General features: G+C 67.2%; 10 protein-coding genes. 7 read left to right on the forward strand and 3 right to left on the reverse strand.

The window, feature by feature from the left end:
- Positions 1-113: 113 nt before the first annotated feature.
- Together GTK09_RS05310 and GTK09_RS05315 are read right to left on the reverse strand one after the other, a co-directional pair.
- Positions 114-992, reverse strand: coding sequence for a transglutaminase family protein (locus tag GTK09_RS05310; protein WP_163461664.1), 879 nt, complete (start codon positions 990-992; stop codon positions 114-116).
- Positions 989-3,394 carry a circularly permuted type 2 ATP-grasp protein gene (locus GTK09_RS05315; protein ID WP_312869641.1) on the reverse strand — a complete coding sequence of 802 codons (2,406 nt, stop codon included), beginning with the start codon at positions 3,392-3,394 and terminating at the stop codon, positions 989-991. Before GTK09_RS05315 ends, GTK09_RS05310 begins: the two co-directional genes overlap by 4 nt.
- Before the next feature lie 74 nt (positions 3,395-3,468).
- On the opposite strand from GTK09_RS05315, the gene GTK09_RS05320 reads away from it, so the two are divergent.
- Positions 3,469-4,263 carry an ion transporter gene (locus GTK09_RS05320; protein ID WP_163461666.1) on the forward strand — a complete coding sequence of 265 codons (795 nt, stop codon included), beginning with the start codon at positions 3,469-3,471 and terminating at the stop codon, positions 4,261-4,263.
- A 90-nt stretch (positions 4,264-4,353) separates the two neighbouring features.
- Here GTK09_RS05320 and GTK09_RS05325 read toward each other — a convergent pair whose 3' ends face one another.
- Positions 4,354-7,818 (reverse strand): transglutaminase family protein, encoded by a 3,465-nt coding sequence (locus GTK09_RS05325; protein ID WP_163461667.1) that lies wholly within the window; start codon positions 7,816-7,818, stop codon positions 4,354-4,356.
- A 231-nt stretch (positions 7,819-8,049) separates the two neighbouring features.
- Here GTK09_RS05325 and GTK09_RS05330 point away from each other — a divergent pair, with 231 nt between their 5' ends.
- From GTK09_RS05330 to GTK09_RS05355, 6 genes are all read left to right on the forward strand, one after another.
- Complete coding sequence (locus tag GTK09_RS05330) at positions 8,050-9,120, forward strand: zinc-binding metallopeptidase family protein (RefSeq protein ID WP_163461669.1); 1,071 nt, start codon at positions 8,050-8,052, stop codon at positions 9,118-9,120.
- 558 nt (positions 9,121-9,678) lie between these two features.
- Positions 9,679-11,565 (forward strand): malto-oligosyltrehalose trehalohydrolase, encoded by a 1,887-nt coding sequence (gene treZ / locus GTK09_RS05335; protein ID WP_163461671.1) that lies wholly within the window; start codon positions 9,679-9,681, stop codon positions 11,563-11,565.
- Positions 11,562-13,421, forward strand: a complete 1,860-nt coding sequence (gene malQ / locus GTK09_RS05340; RefSeq protein ID WP_163461673.1) for a 4-alpha-glucanotransferase — start codon at positions 11,562-11,564, stop codon at positions 13,419-13,421. Before treZ ends, malQ begins: the two co-directional genes overlap by 4 nt.
- On the forward strand, positions 13,418-16,132 hold the full coding sequence (treY, locus tag GTK09_RS05345; RefSeq protein ID WP_163461675.1) for a malto-oligosyltrehalose synthase: 2,715 nt from the start codon (positions 13,418-13,420) through the stop codon (positions 16,130-16,132). Before malQ ends, treY begins: the two co-directional genes overlap by 4 nt.
- Positions 16,133-16,211: 79 nt before the next feature.
- Positions 16,212-16,997: a ThuA domain-containing protein gene (locus GTK09_RS05350; RefSeq protein ID WP_163461677.1), complete on the forward strand. Its 786-nt coding sequence runs from the start codon at positions 16,212-16,214 to the stop codon at positions 16,995-16,997.
- A gap of 108 nt (positions 16,998-17,105) precedes the next feature.
- Positions 17,106-18,212 (forward strand): Gfo/Idh/MocA family protein, encoded by a 1,107-nt coding sequence (locus tag GTK09_RS05355; RefSeq protein ID WP_246217721.1) that lies wholly within the window; start codon positions 17,106-17,108, stop codon positions 18,210-18,212.
- The last annotated feature ends 195 nt before the right edge of the window (positions 18,213-18,407 follow it).

The raw sequence follows: 18,407 nt of genomic DNA on the forward strand, positions 1-18,407 counted from the left end.
CCGGTCGGTGCTCCGCAGCCAGCAGCAACGAACCGGCCAGCCCGGCTGCGGGTGGGCGTCTTTCCGCTGTTCGCGCCGGGTGCCCCGACTCTAAGGATCGGGATTCGGTGTCGTCAGCCGATCGGCACCACGTCGACGAAATGATCGGTCGCCTGCGGCCCGGCGGTGACGAAGGCGCCGGCGATCGGCAGCGCATCCGAATAGTCCCGGCCGACGGCGACGACGATGTGGTCGTTTCCGGCGAGGATGCCGTTGGTCGGATCGAAGCCGACCCAGCCGATGTCGTTGCCGAGCCAGGCGTCGACCCAGGCGTGCATCGCGTCGGCGCCCTCGAGGCGGGGCTGGCCCTTCGGCGGCTCGGTGCGCAGGAAGCCGCTGATATAGCGGGCGGGAATGCCGTTCGCCCGCAGCCCGGCGATCATCACGTGGGAGAAATCCTGGCAGACGCCGCGCTTCTGGGCGAAGGCCTCGGCGACGGTGGTGCCGACGCTGGTCGAGCCGGGTTTGTACGCGAAATCGGCCCGGATGCGTTTGGTCAGCGCCATCACGGCCGCGCCGGCCGGCTGCTTCGCCGTCTCGAACGTCTCGGCGACATAGGCCGTCAATGCGGCGAGCGGGGCGATGCGTCGGCTGGGTCCGAGATGGTGGATCGGCGAGGCGCCTTCGGCCGAGCGGCCATGCAGGGCCTCGTCGGCGACCGCGTCGAGGCTCGGCGAGGCGTCGAGGGGCGCCGGGGGCCGGTCGACCGTAACCTTCGCCTCCATGACGACCGACAATTCGGTCTGCTGCGCGAAAAAGGCGATGGCATCAACGCCGTTGCCGAAGAAATCGGTCTCCCGCGCATGCTCGCCCGGGCGCGGCGCGATGGCCACGTCGATGCTCTGGAGGGTCTGACCGCCGCCGTCGCGCGGGCGCACGCGCAAAAGGTGGCGGGCGTCGCTGACGGCGGAGGGATAGTCGTAGGTGATCTTCAGGCGGATGGCGTATTTCATTCCGGTCCCCCGCTCCATTCGGCCGCCGCCCGTGGGCTCGACAAAAGATAGCGTTGGGTCAGGAGGTCGGAGATCAGCGCGAGATCGCCGACGATGCGATCGAGAAAGGCGCTGTCGACCTCGACGGCGTCGGCCGTCTGCAGCCGCACCTTCAGCCGGGCGAGGCGGCGGAACAACAGGTCCGGCGTCTCGCCGAGATGCACGCCCGGCAGTGCCGAGGTGACCTCGGCGAGGGTGTTGACCTGGAAGGCGAGGGAGCGGGGATTGAGCGGGTCGAGGACGGCGAGATCGACCACCGTCTCCTCCGACAGGTCCACCGAGTAGCGCCGGCGATAAGTGACGGAGGAATCGGTAAAGGTCAAAAGCGCCTCCAGCGCTCCGGCGGGCGGCTCTTCGGAAAGCAGCGCCGAGACGGTCGCCGCCGTCGCCTGACCGCGCTCCAGCGCCCGGCCGCATTGCATGAAGCGCCAGCCGGTGAAGCGGTACATGTTTTCGTGGGCAAGGCCGGCAAAGCCCGAGTGATGGGTGAGGATGGCGCTGGTCAGGCCGACGACGTCACCGTCCTTCTCGGCGATGGCGTCGAGGATGAGGGCGACGATGTCCTTCAGCGTGCGCCAGGCGTCCGGTGAGAAGCGCTCGCGGATGCGCGAGGCGGTGTCGGCCGCCTGCCGCGCGAGGGCAAGAAGGCCGCGTTCGGGATGCCCGCCGTCGATCTCGACGCCGTAGTCCTCGAGGATCGTCGCGATGCGCGTCTCGAGTTCGCCCTCGCTCCAGCCCTCGCCGGCGCGGCCGGCATGGAGGCGCAACAGCCGCGCCGCCACCTCGCCGCGCTCGGCATAGCGGCCGAGCCAGAACAGATTGTCCGCCGCCCGGGCGGGAAGCGCGCCGGGCAGGCGCCGCGAGAACCGGTCCCCCTTCGGGCCGAGCAGCGTCACCGGCTTTGCGGCCGTTTCGGAGGAGATCCAGACGTCGATCGAGCCGCCGCCGCGCTGCATCGAGATCACCCGCGCATCGCGCGAATCGGCGACCCGGGCAAAGCCGCCCGGCATGACGTGCCAGCCCTCCTCGTCGCGCATCAGGAAGGCGCGCAGCGTCACCGGGCGGGGCTCCAGCCCCTTCTGACCCCAAACCGGCGTCGTCGACAGAGCGGCGATCTCCTGGCCGACGAGGGTGACGCCCTCGCGGGTCGAGGCGGGAACCGTCTGGTCCCCCGCGCCGGGCCGGGTCGCGGTCTCGCCCATCACCGGAAAATGCGGGGCGCCGGGAAAGGCCGGGCCGAGCTGCAGGCGCGCGGCATTCTCCTCGACGAAGCGGCGGATCTTTTCCTGCCCGCACCACCAGGTGGCGATGGTCGGCAGTTTCAGGTCCTCGCCGATCAGGGCCTGTGCCAGCGGCTTTTGAAAGGCGAGCAGAGCCGGGGTTTCGAGAATGCCGGAGCCGAGAGCGTTGACCAGCGTCAGGGCGCCGGAGCGCACCGCCCGGGCGAGGCCGGGGGTGCCGATGCGCGAGCCGCCGAAGAGTTCGAGCGGGTCGCAGAAATCGGCGTCGAGCCGCCGCCACAGGACGCGGATCGGCTGGAAGCCGTCGACGGTCCGCACTTCTGCCCGGTCGCCATGGACGACGAGGTCGCCGCCTTCGAGGAGCAGCAGGCCGAGATAGCGGGCGAGGTAGGCGTGTTCGTAATAGGTCTCGTTGTGCGGGCCCGGCGTCAAAAGGCCGATGCGGGCCCGCTCCGGCCCGCCGAGTGCGAACAGCATCTCCCGGAACCTGCGGAAGAAGCCGGCGAGGCGCTCGACGTTGAGGGCTCTGGAAACGTCCGGAAAGGCCTTCGAGGTCGCGACGCGGTTTTCCAGCGCAAAGCCCGCTCCGGACGGCGCCTGGGTGCGGTCTCCAAGCACCCACCAACGCCCGTCCGGCCCTCTGCCGAGATCGACGGCGATGAAGGAGAGGAGCGGCGCGCCGAGCCTTGCCTGGTCGGCGAGGGGCCGCAGGAACTCGGGATTGCGGCCGACGAGAATGCCCGGCAAGACCCCGCTCGCGACCACCCGTCGCTCGCCGTAGAGGTCGGCGAGCAGCGCTTCGAGAAAGCCGGCGCGCTGGACGAGGCCGGCGCTGAGTTCGGCCCATTCGCCCCGGTCGATGAGAAGCGCCGGATGGCCGAGCGGCCAGTCGTGGCTCTGTTCGCTGCCCTCGCCATAGACCTGGTGGAAGACACCCGCCTCGGAGAGATATTGCCGCGAGGAGGCGAAACGGCGGGCAAGTTCTGCCCCGGGCATGGTCCCGAGCTTTGCCATCAACGGCGCGTAATGCGGCCGGACCTTGCCGTCCGGCGCGATCATCTCGTCCAGGCCCTTGGCGGCGAGGGTGGCATAGCGACGGAGGAGATTGGGTTCGGAGAGCACGTGAATCCGCGTGATGACTGTTGGTCGGCTATGCTACATGCCTGCCGACCCGTCGATCATAGAGTACAAATCGCATGCGCGCGCGCCTCAAGACCATTCTGCTGTCGAACCCCTGGGAACGCTTCATCGTCTCCCTGATCATCGTCAACGCAGTGATCCTCGGCCTGGAGACCGACGTCTCGATCATGGCTTCCTTCGGCCATGTCCTGATCGCCCTCGACACCTTCATCCTCGGGCTCTTCGTCGTCGAGATCGCCCTGCGCATCTATGCCTTCGGCTGGCGGTTCTTCACGCAGCCCTGGTCGCTGTTCGACTTCTTCGTCGTCGGCATCGCGCTGGTGCCGGCGACCGGGCCGCTGACGGTGTTGCGGGCGCTGCGCATCCTGCGGGTTCTCCGCCTGATCTCGGTCGTCCCGTCGCTGCGCCGCGTCGTCGGCGGCCTCGTCGCGGCGCTTCCCGGCATGGGCTCGATCATCGGCCTGTTGCTTCTGACCTTCTACATCTTCGCCGTGATGGCGACGAAGCTCTATGGGCCGACCTTTCCGGACTGGTTCGGCACGCTCGGCGCGTCCTTCTACACCCTCTTCCAGGTGATGACGCTCGAAAGCTGGTCGATGGGCATCGTCAGGCCGGTGATGGAGGCGCATCCGACGGCCTGGCTGTTCTTCGTGCCCTTCATCCTGTGCACGACCTATGCGGTGCTCAATCTCTTCATCGGTGTCATCGTCTCGGCGATGCAGGACGAACAGCTGGCGAATGCCGAGGCGGAACAGTCGCACCGCCACGACGAGAATCTGGAAATCCTCGCCGAGGTGAAAGCGATGCGCGCAGAGATCGCGGAGTTGCGAGCGGCGAGCGCAAGACAGTGACGCGTTGAGAAACGCCGCTGTGACGCGGCCGCAAGGACGTCATTTGCGACGCCCGAATCCTCTCTCCCTCTCTCTCTCTTCGGCTTTGCGTCACATCACCGCCAGCCCCGCCGGCCGCCTGAGGTCCAGCGTCGCCGGGAAGGACGGATCGGGGATCTCCCGGATCGGCTCGTAGGAGCCCGGCGTGTGGCCGATGTCCTCGAAGCGGGCGAGGCGCCTTGCCTCCGCCTCGTAGGAATTGACCGGGAAGGTCTCGTAGCTGCGGCCGCCCGGATGGGCGACGTGATAGACGCAGCCGCCGAGCGAGCGCTTCGACCAGCGGTCGTAGATGTCGAAGGTCAAAGGCGCGTGAACGGGGATCGTCGGGTGGAGGCCCGAGGCCGGCTGCCAGGCCTTGAAGCGGACGCCCGCGACCGCCTCCTTGCCGCGGCCGGTCGCCATCATCGGCACCTCGCGGCCGTTGCAGGTGACGATGTGGCGAGCCGGGATGAACTCCGACAGCTTTACCTGCAGCCGTTCGACGGAGGAATCGACGAAGCGCACCGTGCCGCCGATCGCCCCGGTCTCGCCCATGACGTTCCACGGCTCCAGCGCCTGGCGCAGCTCCAGCGTCATCCCCTCGCGCTCGATCCGGCCGCAGAAGGGAAAGCGGAACTCGGACTGCGCCTCGAACCATTCCGGCTTGATCGGATAGCCCGAGCGGGAAAGATCCGCGAGGACGCCCTGGAAATCCGCCCAGACGAATTCCGGCAGCATGAAGCGGTCGTGCAGCTCGGTGCCCCAGCGCACGAACCGGCCCTCTTCCGGCTCCTTCCAGAACTTCATGATCAGGGCTCGGATCAAGAGCTGCTGGGCGAGACTCATCTTCGGTTCGGGCGGCATCTCGAAGCCGCGGAACTCGACGAGACCGAGGCGGCCCGTCGGCCCGTCGGGCGAATAGAGCTTGTCGATGCAGATCTCGGCCCGGTGGGTGTTGCCGGTGACGTCGATCAAAAGGTTGCGGAACAGCCGGTCGGTGAGCCAGGGCGGGGTGGAGAACTGGTCCTGCGTCACCTGCGCCATGGCGATCTCCAGCTCGTAGAGCTGGTCGTGGCGGCCCTCGTCGACGCGCGGCGCCTGGCTGGTCGGGCCGATGAACAGGCCGGAGAACAGGTAGGACAGCGAGGGATGGCGCTGCCAGTAAAGAACGAGGGATTTCAGAAGGTCCGGCCGGCGCAGGAAAGGGCTATCCAGCGGCGTCGCCCCGCCGACGACCACGTGGTTGCCGCCCCCGGTGCCGGCATGCTTGCCGTCGATCATGAACTTGTCGGTGCCGAGCCGCGACTGCCGGGCGTCCTCGTAGACGCCCATGGTGATCGCCTTGGCCTCCTCCCAGGACGCGGAAGGGTGGACGTTGACCTCGATGACGCCGGGGTCCGGGGCGACGCGGATGACGTTGAGGCGCGGATCGGTCGGCGGTGCGTAGCCCTCGATCTGGACCGGCAGGTCTTCCCGGATGGCGATCTCCTCGATCGCACCGAGAAGGTCGAGATAGGCTTCGGTCGATTCCAACGGCGGCATGAAGACGCAGAGCTTGCCGTCGCGCGGCTCGATGGAGAGGGCGGTTCGCACATGGCCGACGATCTCGCCGACGACAGGCGAGGCAGGACCGCCGGAAGACGCCGCGCTGCCGGCTGCCGTGCCCGCAGGCAGAGAGCCGAGCGGCTGCATCCTCTGGCGCCCGCCGCCATCACGGTCGGCGCTCTGCGACATCCCGCCGATCGACTGGGTCACACCGCCGGCGCCGTCCTGCGGCGCGTCGGTCGGTCCGCCCATGTGCTGCTGCATCTCCACGCGGCCCCATTGCTGGCGGTTCTGGGGCGGCAGAGGCGGGAAGGGCTGGGTCGGGTCGTCCGGATGGATGAAGGGAAAATCGGCCGGGCCGAGATGCGGCAGCGCCGCCAGCGGCAGGCGGTAGCCCATGGCGGAATCGCCCGGCACCAGGAAGAGATGCCGGCGCCGGGTCGACCAGCGCTCGGAGAGCCAGCGAACGCGCCGCGCCCGCGCCTGCCAGGCCTGCACCGGCAGGACGTGACCGGTCGGATTGGGCAGGCCGCGCTCGAACACCTTGGCGAGCCGGGCCCGCTCTTCCCGGTCCTCGAGCTTGGAATCCGTCGGCTCGACGTTTTCGGGCAGCTGGGCCTCGCGCAGCAGCCAGTAGCCGGCGTCCTCGAAGGCGGGAAGCACGTTTTCGGAGGGCACGCCGATCGCCTCGGCGACGGCCTTGGTGAAGCGCTCGGACTCGGCGGCGCCGACGGGCGCCGCGTCGGTCTCGCGGGCGATCGCCTGCGGATTCCGCCAGATCGGCGCGCCGTCCTTGCGCCAGTAGAGCGAGAAGGTCCAGCGCGGCAGCGTCTCGCCGGGATACCACTTGCCCTGGCCGAAATGCAGGAAGCCGCCCGGCGCGAAGCGATCCCGGAGCCGGCGGATGAGATCGTCGGCGAGCCCGCGCTTGGTCGGACCCGTCGCGTCGGCGTTCCACTCGGCCGCCTCGAAATCGTCGATGGAGACGAAGGTCGGCTCGCCGCCCATGGTCAGGCGGACGTCGGCGGCCTTCAGTTCCGCATCAACCCTGGCACCGAGGGCGTCGAGTTCTTCCCAGTTCTCGTCGGTGAACGGGTAGGAGACGCGGGGCCGCTCGGCGACGCGGGTGACCGTCATCGCAAAATCGAATTCGACCTCGGCATAGTCGACGGCGCCGAAAATTGGCGCCGCGGAGCGATAATGCGGCGTCGCGGCGAGCGGCACGTGGCTTTCGCCGGTGAGGAGGCCGGAGGTCGGGTCGAAGCCGATCCAGCCGGCGCCGGGCAGATAGACCTCCGCCCAGGCATGCAGGTCGGTGAAGTCGACGCTGGTGCCGGCCGGGCCGTCGAGGGCGACCTTGTCGGGTTTCAGCTGGATCAGATAGCCGGAGACGAAGCGTGCGGCGAAGCCGAGATGCCGCATGACGTTGACCAGCAGCCAAGAGGAATCGCGGCAGGAGCCGGAGCCCTTCTCCAGCGTCTCCTCGGGCGTCTGCACGCCCGGCTCCATGCGCACCAGATATTCGACGCGGTTGGCGATCGCCTGGTTCAGCCCGACGAGGAAGTTGACCGTATGGCTCTCCGAGCGGTCGAGATCCTTCAGGAACCGCTCCACCAGCGGGCCCATCGGCTCGGGCACCAGATAGGCGGCGAGATCGCTCTTCAGGATGGGGTCGTATTCGAACGGCCAGGCCTCAGCGGCTTCTTCCACGAAGAAGTCGAACGGGTTGTAGACCGTCATGTCGGCGAGGAGATCGACCTCGATGCGGAACTCCGTCGCCTTTTCCGGGAAGACGAAGCGGGCGAGATAATTGCCGAACGGATCCTGCTGCCAGTTGATGAAGTGGTTTTCCGGCGAGACCTTCAGAGAATAAGACGGCACTTTCGTGCGCGAATGGGGGGCGGGACGGAGCCGGATGACCTGTGGGGCGAGGGTGACGGGACGGTCGTATTTGTAGTGCGTCAGGTGGTTGAGCGCGGCAAGTATCGACATGGTCGCTTTCGTCTTTTCGGGGAACGTCCCGTTTCGTTTCCCCCGTAAGCTTACCGTCATCTTGCGGTGCGGCAAGGCGTCTTCGCGCTTCTACGTCGCCACGGGGCGGACGAGGGGCGGACGTAACGCCGCGATATTCGCGTCGGCCGGGCTTTTGGCCGGAACCAGCCACCCTTCCAAACATTGAAAGGCGCAACGTTTTTCGCGCGGTGCGCGCGCGCCGAGGTTTCGATGAAGCTGTTTTCCTGCCCCGCCTGTTCCCAGGTCGTGTTCTTCGAGAACGTTCTGTGCGAGCGCTGTGGCCATGCCCTCGGCTACGAGCCCGACACGAACCGGATGCTGGCGCTGGAGCCCGACGACGGCATCTTCGTTTCCGCCGGCACCCATTCGGATGGCTCACGCTGGAAATACTGCGCCAACTACCAGTACGGCGTCTGCAACTGGCTGGTCGCCGGCGACAGCGTCGATCCGTTCTGCCGGGCCTGCAGCCACAACGTCACCGTGCCGGACACTTCCGACCCGGACAACGTCGCGCGCTGGCGGAGGATGGAGATCGCCAAGCGGCGGATGATCTATACGCTGATCCGTCTCGGGCTGCCGCTGATCACCCGCGACGAAAATCCCGACGGGCTGGGCTTCGACTTCCTCGCCGAGACGCCGGGCGAGCCGCATGTCATGACCGGTCACGACGACGGCCTGATCACCATCGCCCTCACCGAGGCCGATGACGCCGAGCGCGAGAAGCGGCGTACCTCGATGGGCGAGCCCTACCGCACCCTGCTCGGCCATTTCCGCCACGAGGTCGGCCACTGGTACTGGGACCGGCTGGTGCGCGACGGCAATCCCGGCGCCCTCGAAGCCTGCCGGGCGATCTTCGGCGACGACAGCGAGGACTACGGCGAGGCGCTGCAACGGCACTACCAGAACGGCCCGAAGGCGAACTGGCAGGACGAATACGTTTCGTCCTATGCCGGCGCACATGCTTGGGAAGACTTCGCCGAGACCTGGGCGCACTATCTCCACATCGTCGACACGCTGGAGACCGGCCACTGGTGGGGCGTCTCCGTCGACCCCCGGGTGCGCGACTCCGGGCTGTTGACGACGACGATCGACTTCGACGTCTTCGACCGCCAGGCGGTGATCGGCGACATCGACGAAGCCTGGCTGGCGCTGTCCGCGGCGCTCAACTCCTTCAACCGCTCCATGGGCCATCAGGACCTCTACCCCTTCGTCATCTCGGCGACGGTCCGCGACAAGCTCGGCTTTATCCACGATCTGGTGCGGGGCAGGGCGGGGAGCTGAGGGATCCTCGATCGCTGTTCTGGGTCGTCAAGTCGCCGGAACAGCATCTGGTTCATGACCCGTCAGGGGCGCAATGACCGCAAGCCGCGGTCGAGCAGTTCGCGCATGAAACGCGGATACTCTATCCCCCGCAGCGCCGCTTCGGACTTGATGGCTTCGAATTGCCGAAACGGCATCTGCATGGTCGCTCGAGCGACCGACGCGCAGTGTCATCGTGAACAAGGCGGTTTCGATGTCCGCCTGGATCACACGTTTTCCATATTTGAGCCAATTCCCTGAGTCTCAGTCGACACCCGCGATTTTCATGCAGACGCGCTTGCGAAAGTTCAGGAACACCGGACAAGGTCTACAACTTGCAATTCTCCTGTCCGATCAGATGGGTTTCCCCATCAGCAAAGCCGTACAACGAAATTTCATCCCGCCTGAGGGCTGGAAGCGGCGGCCGCAGCTTTAGTTAAGGGCAAGTGCATGGGCGATTCACGCAAGATGAGCGCCCTCGGCCTCGAAGGGACGAGTGCCCGCACGGCGAAAAAGCCACACACGACGGGGACTGACCACATGGCACGAACTGCCGATCGCTACGCATTCGAGACGCATTGGGGCCCGCGGCCCGTCGAAGGTGGGACCGAATTCCGCCTCTGGGCGCCGTCCGCGCCGTCGATCGAGCTCGCCCTCGGCGATGCGGCCGGCAAGCCGGCCGACTTCCTGCCGATGGAGAAGGATGCTGAGGGCTGGTGGCGGATCGTCACCGACCGGGTGAAGCCGGGCGAGACTTACGGCTTTCGCCTCGAAGGCGGCCTCGTCGTGCCGGATCCGGCCTCGCGCCGGCAGTTCGGCGACGTCCATTCCCTTTCGGTCCTCGTTGATCCGACGGACTACGAATGGAAAACCGCCAACTGGAATGGCCGCGCCTGGGAAGAAACCGTCTTCTACGAGCTCCACCCCGGCACCTTCAGCCCGAGCGGAGATTTCGGCGGCATCGTCGAGAAGCTCGACTATCTGAAGGAGACTGGCATCACCGCCATCGAGCTGCTCCCCGTCGCCCAGTTTGGCGGGCGTCGCGGCTGGGGCTATGACGGCGTGCTGCTCTACTGCCCGCACGAGGTTTATGGCGGCGAAGCGGGGCTGAAGCGCCTCGTGGATGCCGCTCACGAGCGCGGCCTGATGGTCTTCCTCGACGTCGTCTACAATCACTTCGGCCCGGACGGAAACTATCTCGGGGCCTATGCGCCGGAGTTCTTCCACGAGGAGATCCACACCCCCTGGGGCGCGGCGATCGCCTATGACGAGCAGCCGGTGCGCGAGTTCATGATCGACAATGCGCTGTTCTGGCTGGAGGAATTCCGCATCGACGGGCTGCGTCTCGATGCGATCGATTCGATCAAGGACACGACCGATACGCCGCTGGTGAAGGAACTCGCCGCCCGGGTGCGGCAGGCCTTTCCGGGCCGCCACGTCCATCTCACCACCGAGGACGACCGCAACATCACCTGGCACATCGAGCGCGAAGGCGGCCAGCCGGCCCTCGTGTCGGCAGAATGGAACGACGATTTCCACCACACCGCCCATGTCGTCGCGACCCACGAGGAAGAGGGCTATTACGCCGACTATTCGAAGAAATCCGTTGCCCAGATGGCCAAGGCCCTGGCCACGGGCTTCGTCTTTCAGGGCGAGCATTCGAAGCATCGCGGACGGGAGGTGGGCGTCTCCTCCGCCCATCTGCCGCCGACCGCCTTCGTCAACTTCCTGCAGAATCACGACCAGATCGGCAACCGCGCCTTCGGCGACCGTTTGGCCGATCTCGCCTCGCGCCGGGTGGTCGAGTGCCTGCAGGCGATCCTGCTGCTGTCACCGCAGATCCCGTTGATGTTCATGGGCGAGGAGTTCGGCGCCACCGATCCGTTCTGCTTCTTCACCGACTTCGACGGCGAGCTGGGAGCCGCCGTGCGCGAGGGGCGCCGTGCCGAGTTCAAGAAGTTCGCGGCCTTTCATGACGAGGATGCCCGCAAGCTGATCCCTGATCCGAACGCCGAGACCACATTTGAGGCCTCGAAGCTCGATTGGTCGGCGATCTCGCGGCCGACCTATCGGCGGCGCCTGGAAATGGTGAAGCGGCTGCTCGAAAAGCGTCAGAAACTGATCGTGCCGCTGCTTCGCGGCGAACTGCCGGGCCAGAGCGGCGAGTATCACGTCTCCGACGACACCCTCGCCTTCGTCGTCGCCTGGCATCTGAAGGACGGCGCCGTGCTGCATCTCTTCGCCAATCTCGACGACGAGCCATGGGCGCTTCCGTCCGACGTCGTCACCGGCGACCTCACCTGCGGCGAACTGCTCCACGCCCACCCGAAGGACGCCGAAGAGACGCTGAAGTCCGGCGTCCTGCCCGGCCCCTCCGTCGTCTTCCGCCTCGAGGGCCAGAAGCTGCTCGCCGGGGCCGGCCGATGACCGGTCGCCTCGACCGCCTCGCGGCAAGCCATGGGATCCAGATTGCCTATGTCTCGGAGCTTGGCGAAAACAAGGTGATCGACGACGCGGCCAAGCGGGCGCTCTTGTCCGCCCTCGGCGTCGATCCCGACGAAGGCGCCGAAGGCGACTTCCACGACGGGCTGGAGCGGCCGCAGCTCGCCTGCCCGTTGCCGGAGTCGGTCGCCGGCCATCGCCACTGGGGGATCGCCTGCCAGCTCTATGCGCTGCGCTCTTCCCGCAATCTCGGGATCGGCGATTTCGAGGATCTTGCCCAGCTGGCGATCCTCGGCGGCCGGCAGGGTGCCGCCTTCGTCGGCGTCAATCCGCTGCATGCGCTGTTTCTGGCCGACCCCTCTCGCTACAGCCCCTATTCGCCCTCGACCCGGCGGTTTCTCAATCCGCTCTACATCGCGGTCGACCATATGGAGCGCGGCCCCGAGGCGATCGCGGCCCTGCGGCAACGGTCGCCCGAACTGTTCGACACGGGCGACGGTGACCTCGTCGACTATGTCGGCGTCGGCCGCCTGAAGCGGGCGCTGTTCGCCGCGGTGTTCGAAAGCCGCAAGGCCGAGCTCGAAGACGAGCAGGCGTTCCAGCGCTTCGTTCAGGACGGCGGGGAAGCGCTGAAGGGCTTCGCCCTGTTCGAGGCGCTCTCCGAGCATCAGGTCGCCGCTGGCGGTCATGCCGGCTGGCATCACTGGCCGGAGGCGCTGAAGGATCGGGATTCGGCAGAGGTCGCAAGCTTCGCCGAGGAAAAGGGCGAGCGCGTCCTCTATCATCTCTGGCTGCAGTTCGAGGCCGAGGAGCAGCTCGCCAGCGCCCAGGCCAGGGCCAAGGCGGCCGGCATGGCGATCGGCCTCTATCTCGACCTCGCCGTCGGCGTCGCGCCCGACGGGGCCGAGACCTGGGCCGATCCGGCGCTGACCGTCAATTCCGCGCGCGTCGGCTCGCCGCCCGACATGTTCAACAGCCAGGGCCAGGACTGGGGCCTCGCGCCGCTCTCCCCGAAGGCCCTCGCCGAGCGCGACCACAAGCCGCTCTTCGACGCCTTCATGGCGCTGACGCGGCATGCCGGCGCGGTGCGGATCGATCACGCGATGGGCCTCGCCCGGCTGTGGTGGATCCCCAACGAGGCGCGCTCGGCCGGCGGCGGCTACGTCCGCTACCATCTGGGCCGGATGATCGACGCCGTCGCCAGGGCGGCGAATGAAAACCGGTGCCTGGTTATCGGCGAGGATCTCGGCACGGTGCCGCCGGGCTTTCGCGAAGTGATGGCCGCGGCCAACGTCTTCTCCTACCGCGTCCTTTATTTCGAGCGCCACCAGGACGGCAGCTTCATCGCCCCCGACGCCTATCCGCGCCTGTCGCTCGCCTGCATCTCCACCCATGACCTCGCCACCCTCGCCGGCTGGTGGACGGGGAGCGACGTCGCCCTGCGCTTCGAGGCGGGCACCCAGGACGAGGCGGCGACCAGCCGCGACCACGCCTCCCGGCAGAACGAGAAGCGCATGCTGCTCCGGGCGCTGGTCGACGCAGATCTCTTGCCGGACGAGCTCGAGGCCGAGGAGCGCGGTGACGTGGCGATGCCGGCGGACCTCTCCGAGGACCTCGCCGCTGCGATCCACCGCCATCTGGCAAAGAGCGCCGCCTTGCTGTTCGCCGTTCAGCTCGACGACATGATCGGCTCGCGCCGCCAGGCGAATTTGCCAGGCACTACCGACGAATATCCCAATTGGCGCATCCGGACGCCCGTCAGCCTCGACGAACTCGGCGAAAACAGCCGCTTTCTCGGGCTTGCCGCGGCCATGCGCGCAGAAAGGCCGAAAGCTTCATGAGCCATTCGCTCGTCGCCACTTATCGTCTGCAGTTCCGGGAAGGCACGGATTTCCAGACGGCCGCGTCGCTGGCGCCCTATCTGAAGAAGCTCGGCGTCAGCCATCTCTACGCCGCGCCGATCTTCGCGGCGGCGGACAATTCCACCCACGGCTACGACGTCACCGACTACAACACCCTCGAGGAGGGCCTCGGCGGCGTCGCCGGCTTCACCGCGATGAGCGACGCGCTGTCTTCGGCCGATCTCGGCCTTTTGCTCGACTTCGTGCCGAACCACATGGGCGTCTCTCCGGCCAATCACTGGTGGGAGGACGTCTTGCGCTGGGGCTCGGAAAGCCGCTACGCGCCGAATTTCGACATCGCCTGGGAGGCCGAGAAGATCCTCGTCCCGGTCCTCGGCAAGCCCTATGGCGAGGCGCTCGAGGCAAGCGATCTGTCGGTGCGGCTGGACGAGAAGTCCGGGGCGCTGCGCTTCGACGCCTCGGGCTACGGCCTGCCGATCGACCCGCGCACCTATGGCCACGTCTTCGGCCTGCTCGATCATCCCGAGAAGGACCGGCTGGTGCGGCGCTTTTCGGTGGCGACGCCGGCGGAAGCCGACGAACTCGTCGAACGCCTGCTCGAACACCTCGCCGACGAGGAGTTCGCCGTCGCTCTCAGGCGGGCCGTCGACACCATCAATGCCGACCATGGGGCGCTGCACGAATTTCATGAGGCGCAGGCCTGGCGCCTCGCCTGGTGGCGGACGGCGCGCGAGAAGCTCACCTATCGCCGCTTCTTCGAGATCGCCGACCTCATCGGCGTGCGCCAGGAATCGCGCCGGGTGTTCCGCGAGTCCCATCAGCTGATCATCCGCCTTGCCCGCGAACGCCGGCTGGACGGTATCCGCATCGACCATGTCGACGGCCTCGCCGATCCGAAGGGCTATCTCGAACAGCTGCGCCAGGCCTTCCAGTCGGTGCGCCGCTCACCGACCATCCACGTCGAGAAGATCCTCACCGGCGACGAGCGCCTGCGCACCAGCTGGGAGATCGAGGGGACGACCGGATACGAGTTCATCACCGCGCTGTCCGGTCTTTACGTCGATCCAGAGAAGGAAGCGGCGATGACCGCGGCCTATCACGGCTTCATCGGCGAGGAGCAGGATCTGCGCGGCATGATCCTTCGCCAGAAGCGCTCGATCTTCCAGCGCAATCTGGCCGGCGAATTGACCGCCCTGACGGGCCTTGCCCTCTCCGTCGCCTCGCGCGGGCTCTCCACCCGCGATCTCGGCCCCGATACCATGTCGCGGGCGATCGTCGAGGTGGCCGCGGCGCTTCCGGTCTACCGCACCTATGTTTCCGTCGACGGGGTGCCGAGCCGCGACATCGCCATCATCGACGAGGCGGTCGACCGGGCCATGACCTCCCGCGAGGTCGAGGCCGACGAGCCGATCCAGTTCATCGGCCGGTTGTTGAAGCTCGATTTCGATGATGGCGCGGACATTGCCGGCGCGCTCGACTTCACCCGAAGATTTCAGCAGACCACCGGCGCGGTCATGGCCAAGGCGGTCGAGGACACGGTGTTCTACCGCTACAATCGGCTGATCGCGCTGAACGAGGTCGGCGGCGAGCCGGACCATTACGGCGCCGACCTCGAAGCCTTCCACGAGGCGATGCAGATCCGGCTCGAGGACCAGCCGGACGGGATGCTCGCCACGTCCACCCACGACACCAAGCGCGGCGAAGACGCGCGGGCGCGGCTCTACACCCTGTCGGAGGCGCCGGAGCGTTGGGCTGCGCTGGTCGGCGAATTCTCCGAAGCCATGAGCCGCTACCGGATCGAGATCGATACCGGCGTCCATTCGCCCGATCCCGAGACCGAATGGGGCCTCTATCAATCCTTGCTGGGCGTTCTGCCAGCCGATTTCGACCCGGCGAACGATGCCTTGCGCGAGGAAGTCGCCGGGCGGCTGGCAGCCTTCGCCGAGAAGGCGGTGCGCGAAGCCAAGCGCTGGACGAGCTGGACCTCGCCGGCCGAGACCTACGAGAAGGCGCTGGCAGATTTTGTCGCCGCGATGCTCGAGGGCGGCGGAGAGACGCCGTTCATCGAGACGTTCTGGAAGGCGGCCCGGCCCTTCGTCGCCGCCGGGGCGCTCAATTCCCTGTCGCAGACGACGATCAAGCTCGCGGCGCCGGGCGTCCCCGACATCTATCAGGGCACCGAGTTCTACGACTTCTCGCTGGTGGATCCGGACAATCGCCGGCCGGTGGATTTTGACGCCTGCAACGCGGTGATCGGCGCCGAGGGGAGCCTCGCCGAGGATCTGGCGAACTGGCGCTCCGGCGCGCTGAAGGCGCGGATGACGGCGGCAGGTCTGGCGCTTCGCGGCAGGATGCCGGAGTTCTTCGCCAAGGCCGCCTATGTGCCGCTGTCGGCCGCCGGTCCGCGGGCGGCCCATCTCGTCGCCTTCGCGCGGCAGGATCTCGAGGACGGGAGCGGCAAGACCGTGGTCGTCATCGCGCCGCGCCTGACCTTGACGCTTCTGGACGACGCCGAGGATCTGCGCCAGGCGGTCACCGGCTGGGAGGGAACGGCCCTGCCGCTGCCGGAGGGGGTGGCGATGCGCGGATGGCGCAATATCTTCACCGGCGAAACGATCGCGCCGACGAGCGGTTTCGACATGGCGGCAGTGTTCAAGGACCTGCCCGTTGCCATCCTCGAGGCGCTGTGAGGGTCGCCCCGACAGGGGCCGGAGCGAAGCTGATGTCGCCCCGGCCCGATCGGAGCGCTCGTCATGTGGGAAGACGACAATGACCATTCGCGCACTCGTCTGGAACGAGTTCTTTCACGAACAGCACAATGAAACCGTCAAGGCGATCTATCCCGACGGCATCCACCGGACGATCGCCGACTTCCTCGGCAAGGAGGAGGGCATCGAGGCGTCGACCGCGACGCTTCCCGAGCCAGAGCACGGCTTGCCGCAGGAAAGGCTCGACGAGACCGACGTGCTCCTGTGGTGGGGCCACAAGGCCCACGGCCAGGTGGAAGACGCCATCGTCGAGCGGGTGGCCGAGCGCGTGCATCAGGGGATGGGCCTGATCGTCCTGCACTCGGGGCACTTTTCCAAGCCGTTCAAGCGCCTGATGGGAACGCCCTGTTCGCTGCGCTGGCGCGAGGCCGGCGAGCGCGAGCGGCTGTGGGCGGTCAACCGCTCCCATCCGATCGTGCAAGGGATCGGCCATTCGATCGAACTGCCCAATTCCGAGATGTATGGCGAGCCCTTCCTCGTCCCCGAGCCGCTGGAGACGGTGTTCATCTCCTGGTACGAGGGCGGCGAGGTGTTCCGTTCGGGGCTCACCTATCAGCGCGGTGCGGGCAAGATCTTCTATCTCGGCCCCGGCCACGAGACCTATCCGATCTATCACCATCCGCAGATCCAGCGCGTCATCGTCAATGCCGTGCGCTGGGCCCACAATCCGGCCGCCGCATGGACGGACGTCGCGGCCGCGCCGAACGTGCCCGTCGACAAGGCGCCGGAGAAGATCGAGCGCAAGGGCGGCTCGCTGCACAAGCCGGGCGAGCAAGGCTACCGCTAGGCGCGGAAAGGGGCTTTCGACGTTCGCTTGCCGAAACGGCGATCGACCCGGCCGAACGGCGGAGCCGGAAGCTGCACGGCATCGACATACCAACGAGTGACACCCGCAATGATGAGTGAAGTATCAACCGAGGGGGGCGCCACCCCCGCCGGCGAAAAGCGGATCATGATCCTCGGCACCGGCGCGATCGCCCACCGCCATGCCGAGCATTTCATCTCGATCCCCGGCTGCCTGGTCGTCGCGGCCTGTGACGTCAATGCCGAGCGGGCGCGGGCCTTCGCCGCGCTACACGGCATCGACCGCGCCTTCGCGGATCTCACCGAGGCGCTCGCCTGGGGCGAGTTCGATGCCGTGGTGAACGCGACGCCCGACCAGGTGCACAAGGCGACGTCGCTCCAGGTGATCGCGGCCGGCAAGGCGATCTTCTGCGAAAAGCCGCTGGCGCTGAACGCCGAGGACGCCTTCGAGATGGTGGAGGCGGCCGAACGGGCGGGGCTGATCAACATGGTCAACTTCACCTATCGCAACGCCCATGCCATCCAGCTGGCCCGCCGCATGGTCGAGGCGGGGGAGATCGGCGAAGTCCGCCATGTCGATGCCAGCTATCTGCAGAGCTGGCTGACCGGCACCCATTGGGGCGACTGGCACACCGACGAGCGCTGGCTCTGGCGGCTGTCTTCCGGGCACGGCTCGAAGGGCGTCCTCGGCGACATCGGCGTCCACATCCTCGATTTCGTCACCTACGGGTCGGGGCAGGGCATCGCCGCGCTGCAGGCCCGGCTGAAGACCTTCGACAAGGCCGAGGGCGGAGCGATCGGCGCCTATACGCTCGACGCCAACGACAGCTGCGCGATGACCGTCGAGTTCGACAACGGCGCCCTCGGCGTCGTCCACATGAGCCGCTATGCCACCGGCAAGGCCAACGATCTCGACCTGATGATCCATGGCACCAAAGGCGCCCTCAAGATCTGGTCGAACACCACCGAGTCCAGCCTCGAAGCCTGTCTCGACGAGGACATCCACACACAGACCTGGCGCCCGGTCGAATGCCCGCCGACGCCGCTCAATGCCGAGCGCTTCGTGCTGGCGCTCCTGTCCGGCGTCAACGGCCAGCCGGATTTCCGCCATGCGGCGGAGGTGCAGAAGCTGCTCGACCTCGCTTTCGTTTCCGATGCCGAACGGCGGATGCTGCCGGTGGTGCTGCGGCCCGCGTAACGCCGCCGGCGTCCGCCGTCCGCTTCGCACCAGGCGCCGCCGATGCGCGCGGCTGGTGGAACGGCGCCCGTTCACGTTGCGGAAAGCATCCCTTCAGGCTTTCGGCTGGTCTTAACATAACGTTAAGCATGATTCCGTATGTCTTCGAACCGACGGGATGCGCCCGCCGGTCGGCGACGCGCCTCGCGCGAACGG

Origin of the sequence: Jiella pacifica (genome assembly GCF_010500815.1) — a bacterium.
In the GTDB taxonomy this organism is placed as follows: domain Bacteria; phylum Pseudomonadota; class Alphaproteobacteria; order Rhizobiales; family Rhizobiaceae; genus Jiella; species Jiella pacifica.

Excerpts from the sequence above, each read along its gene's own strand:
- GTK09_RS05310 (WP_163461664.1), bottom strand. The coding sequence starts at position 992 with ATGAAATACGCCATCCGCCTGAAGATCACCTACGACTATCCCTCCGCC.
- GTK09_RS05320 (WP_163461666.1), top strand. The coding sequence starts at position 3,469 with ATGCGCGCGCGCCTCAAGACCATTCTGCTGTCGAACCCCTGGGAACGC.
- GTK09_RS05325 (WP_163461667.1), bottom strand. The coding sequence starts at position 7,818 with ATGTCGATACTTGCCGCGCTCAACCACCTGACGCACTACAAATACGAC.
- GTK09_RS05330 (WP_163461669.1), top strand. The coding sequence starts at position 8,050 with ATGAAGCTGTTTTCCTGCCCCGCCTGTTCCCAGGTCGTGTTCTTCGAG.
- treZ (WP_163461671.1), top strand. The coding sequence starts at position 9,679 with ATGGCACGAACTGCCGATCGCTACGCATTCGAGACGCATTGGGGCCCG.
- malQ (WP_163461673.1), top strand. The coding sequence starts at position 11,562 with ATGACCGGTCGCCTCGACCGCCTCGCGGCAAGCCATGGGATCCAGATT.
- treY (WP_163461675.1), top strand. The coding sequence starts at position 13,418 with ATGAGCCATTCGCTCGTCGCCACTTATCGTCTGCAGTTCCGGGAAGGC.
- GTK09_RS05350 (WP_163461677.1), top strand. The coding sequence starts at position 16,212 with ATGACCATTCGCGCACTCGTCTGGAACGAGTTCTTTCACGAACAGCAC.
- GTK09_RS05355 (WP_246217721.1), top strand. The coding sequence starts at position 17,106 with ATGATGAGTGAAGTATCAACCGAGGGGGGCGCCACCCCCGCCGGCGAA.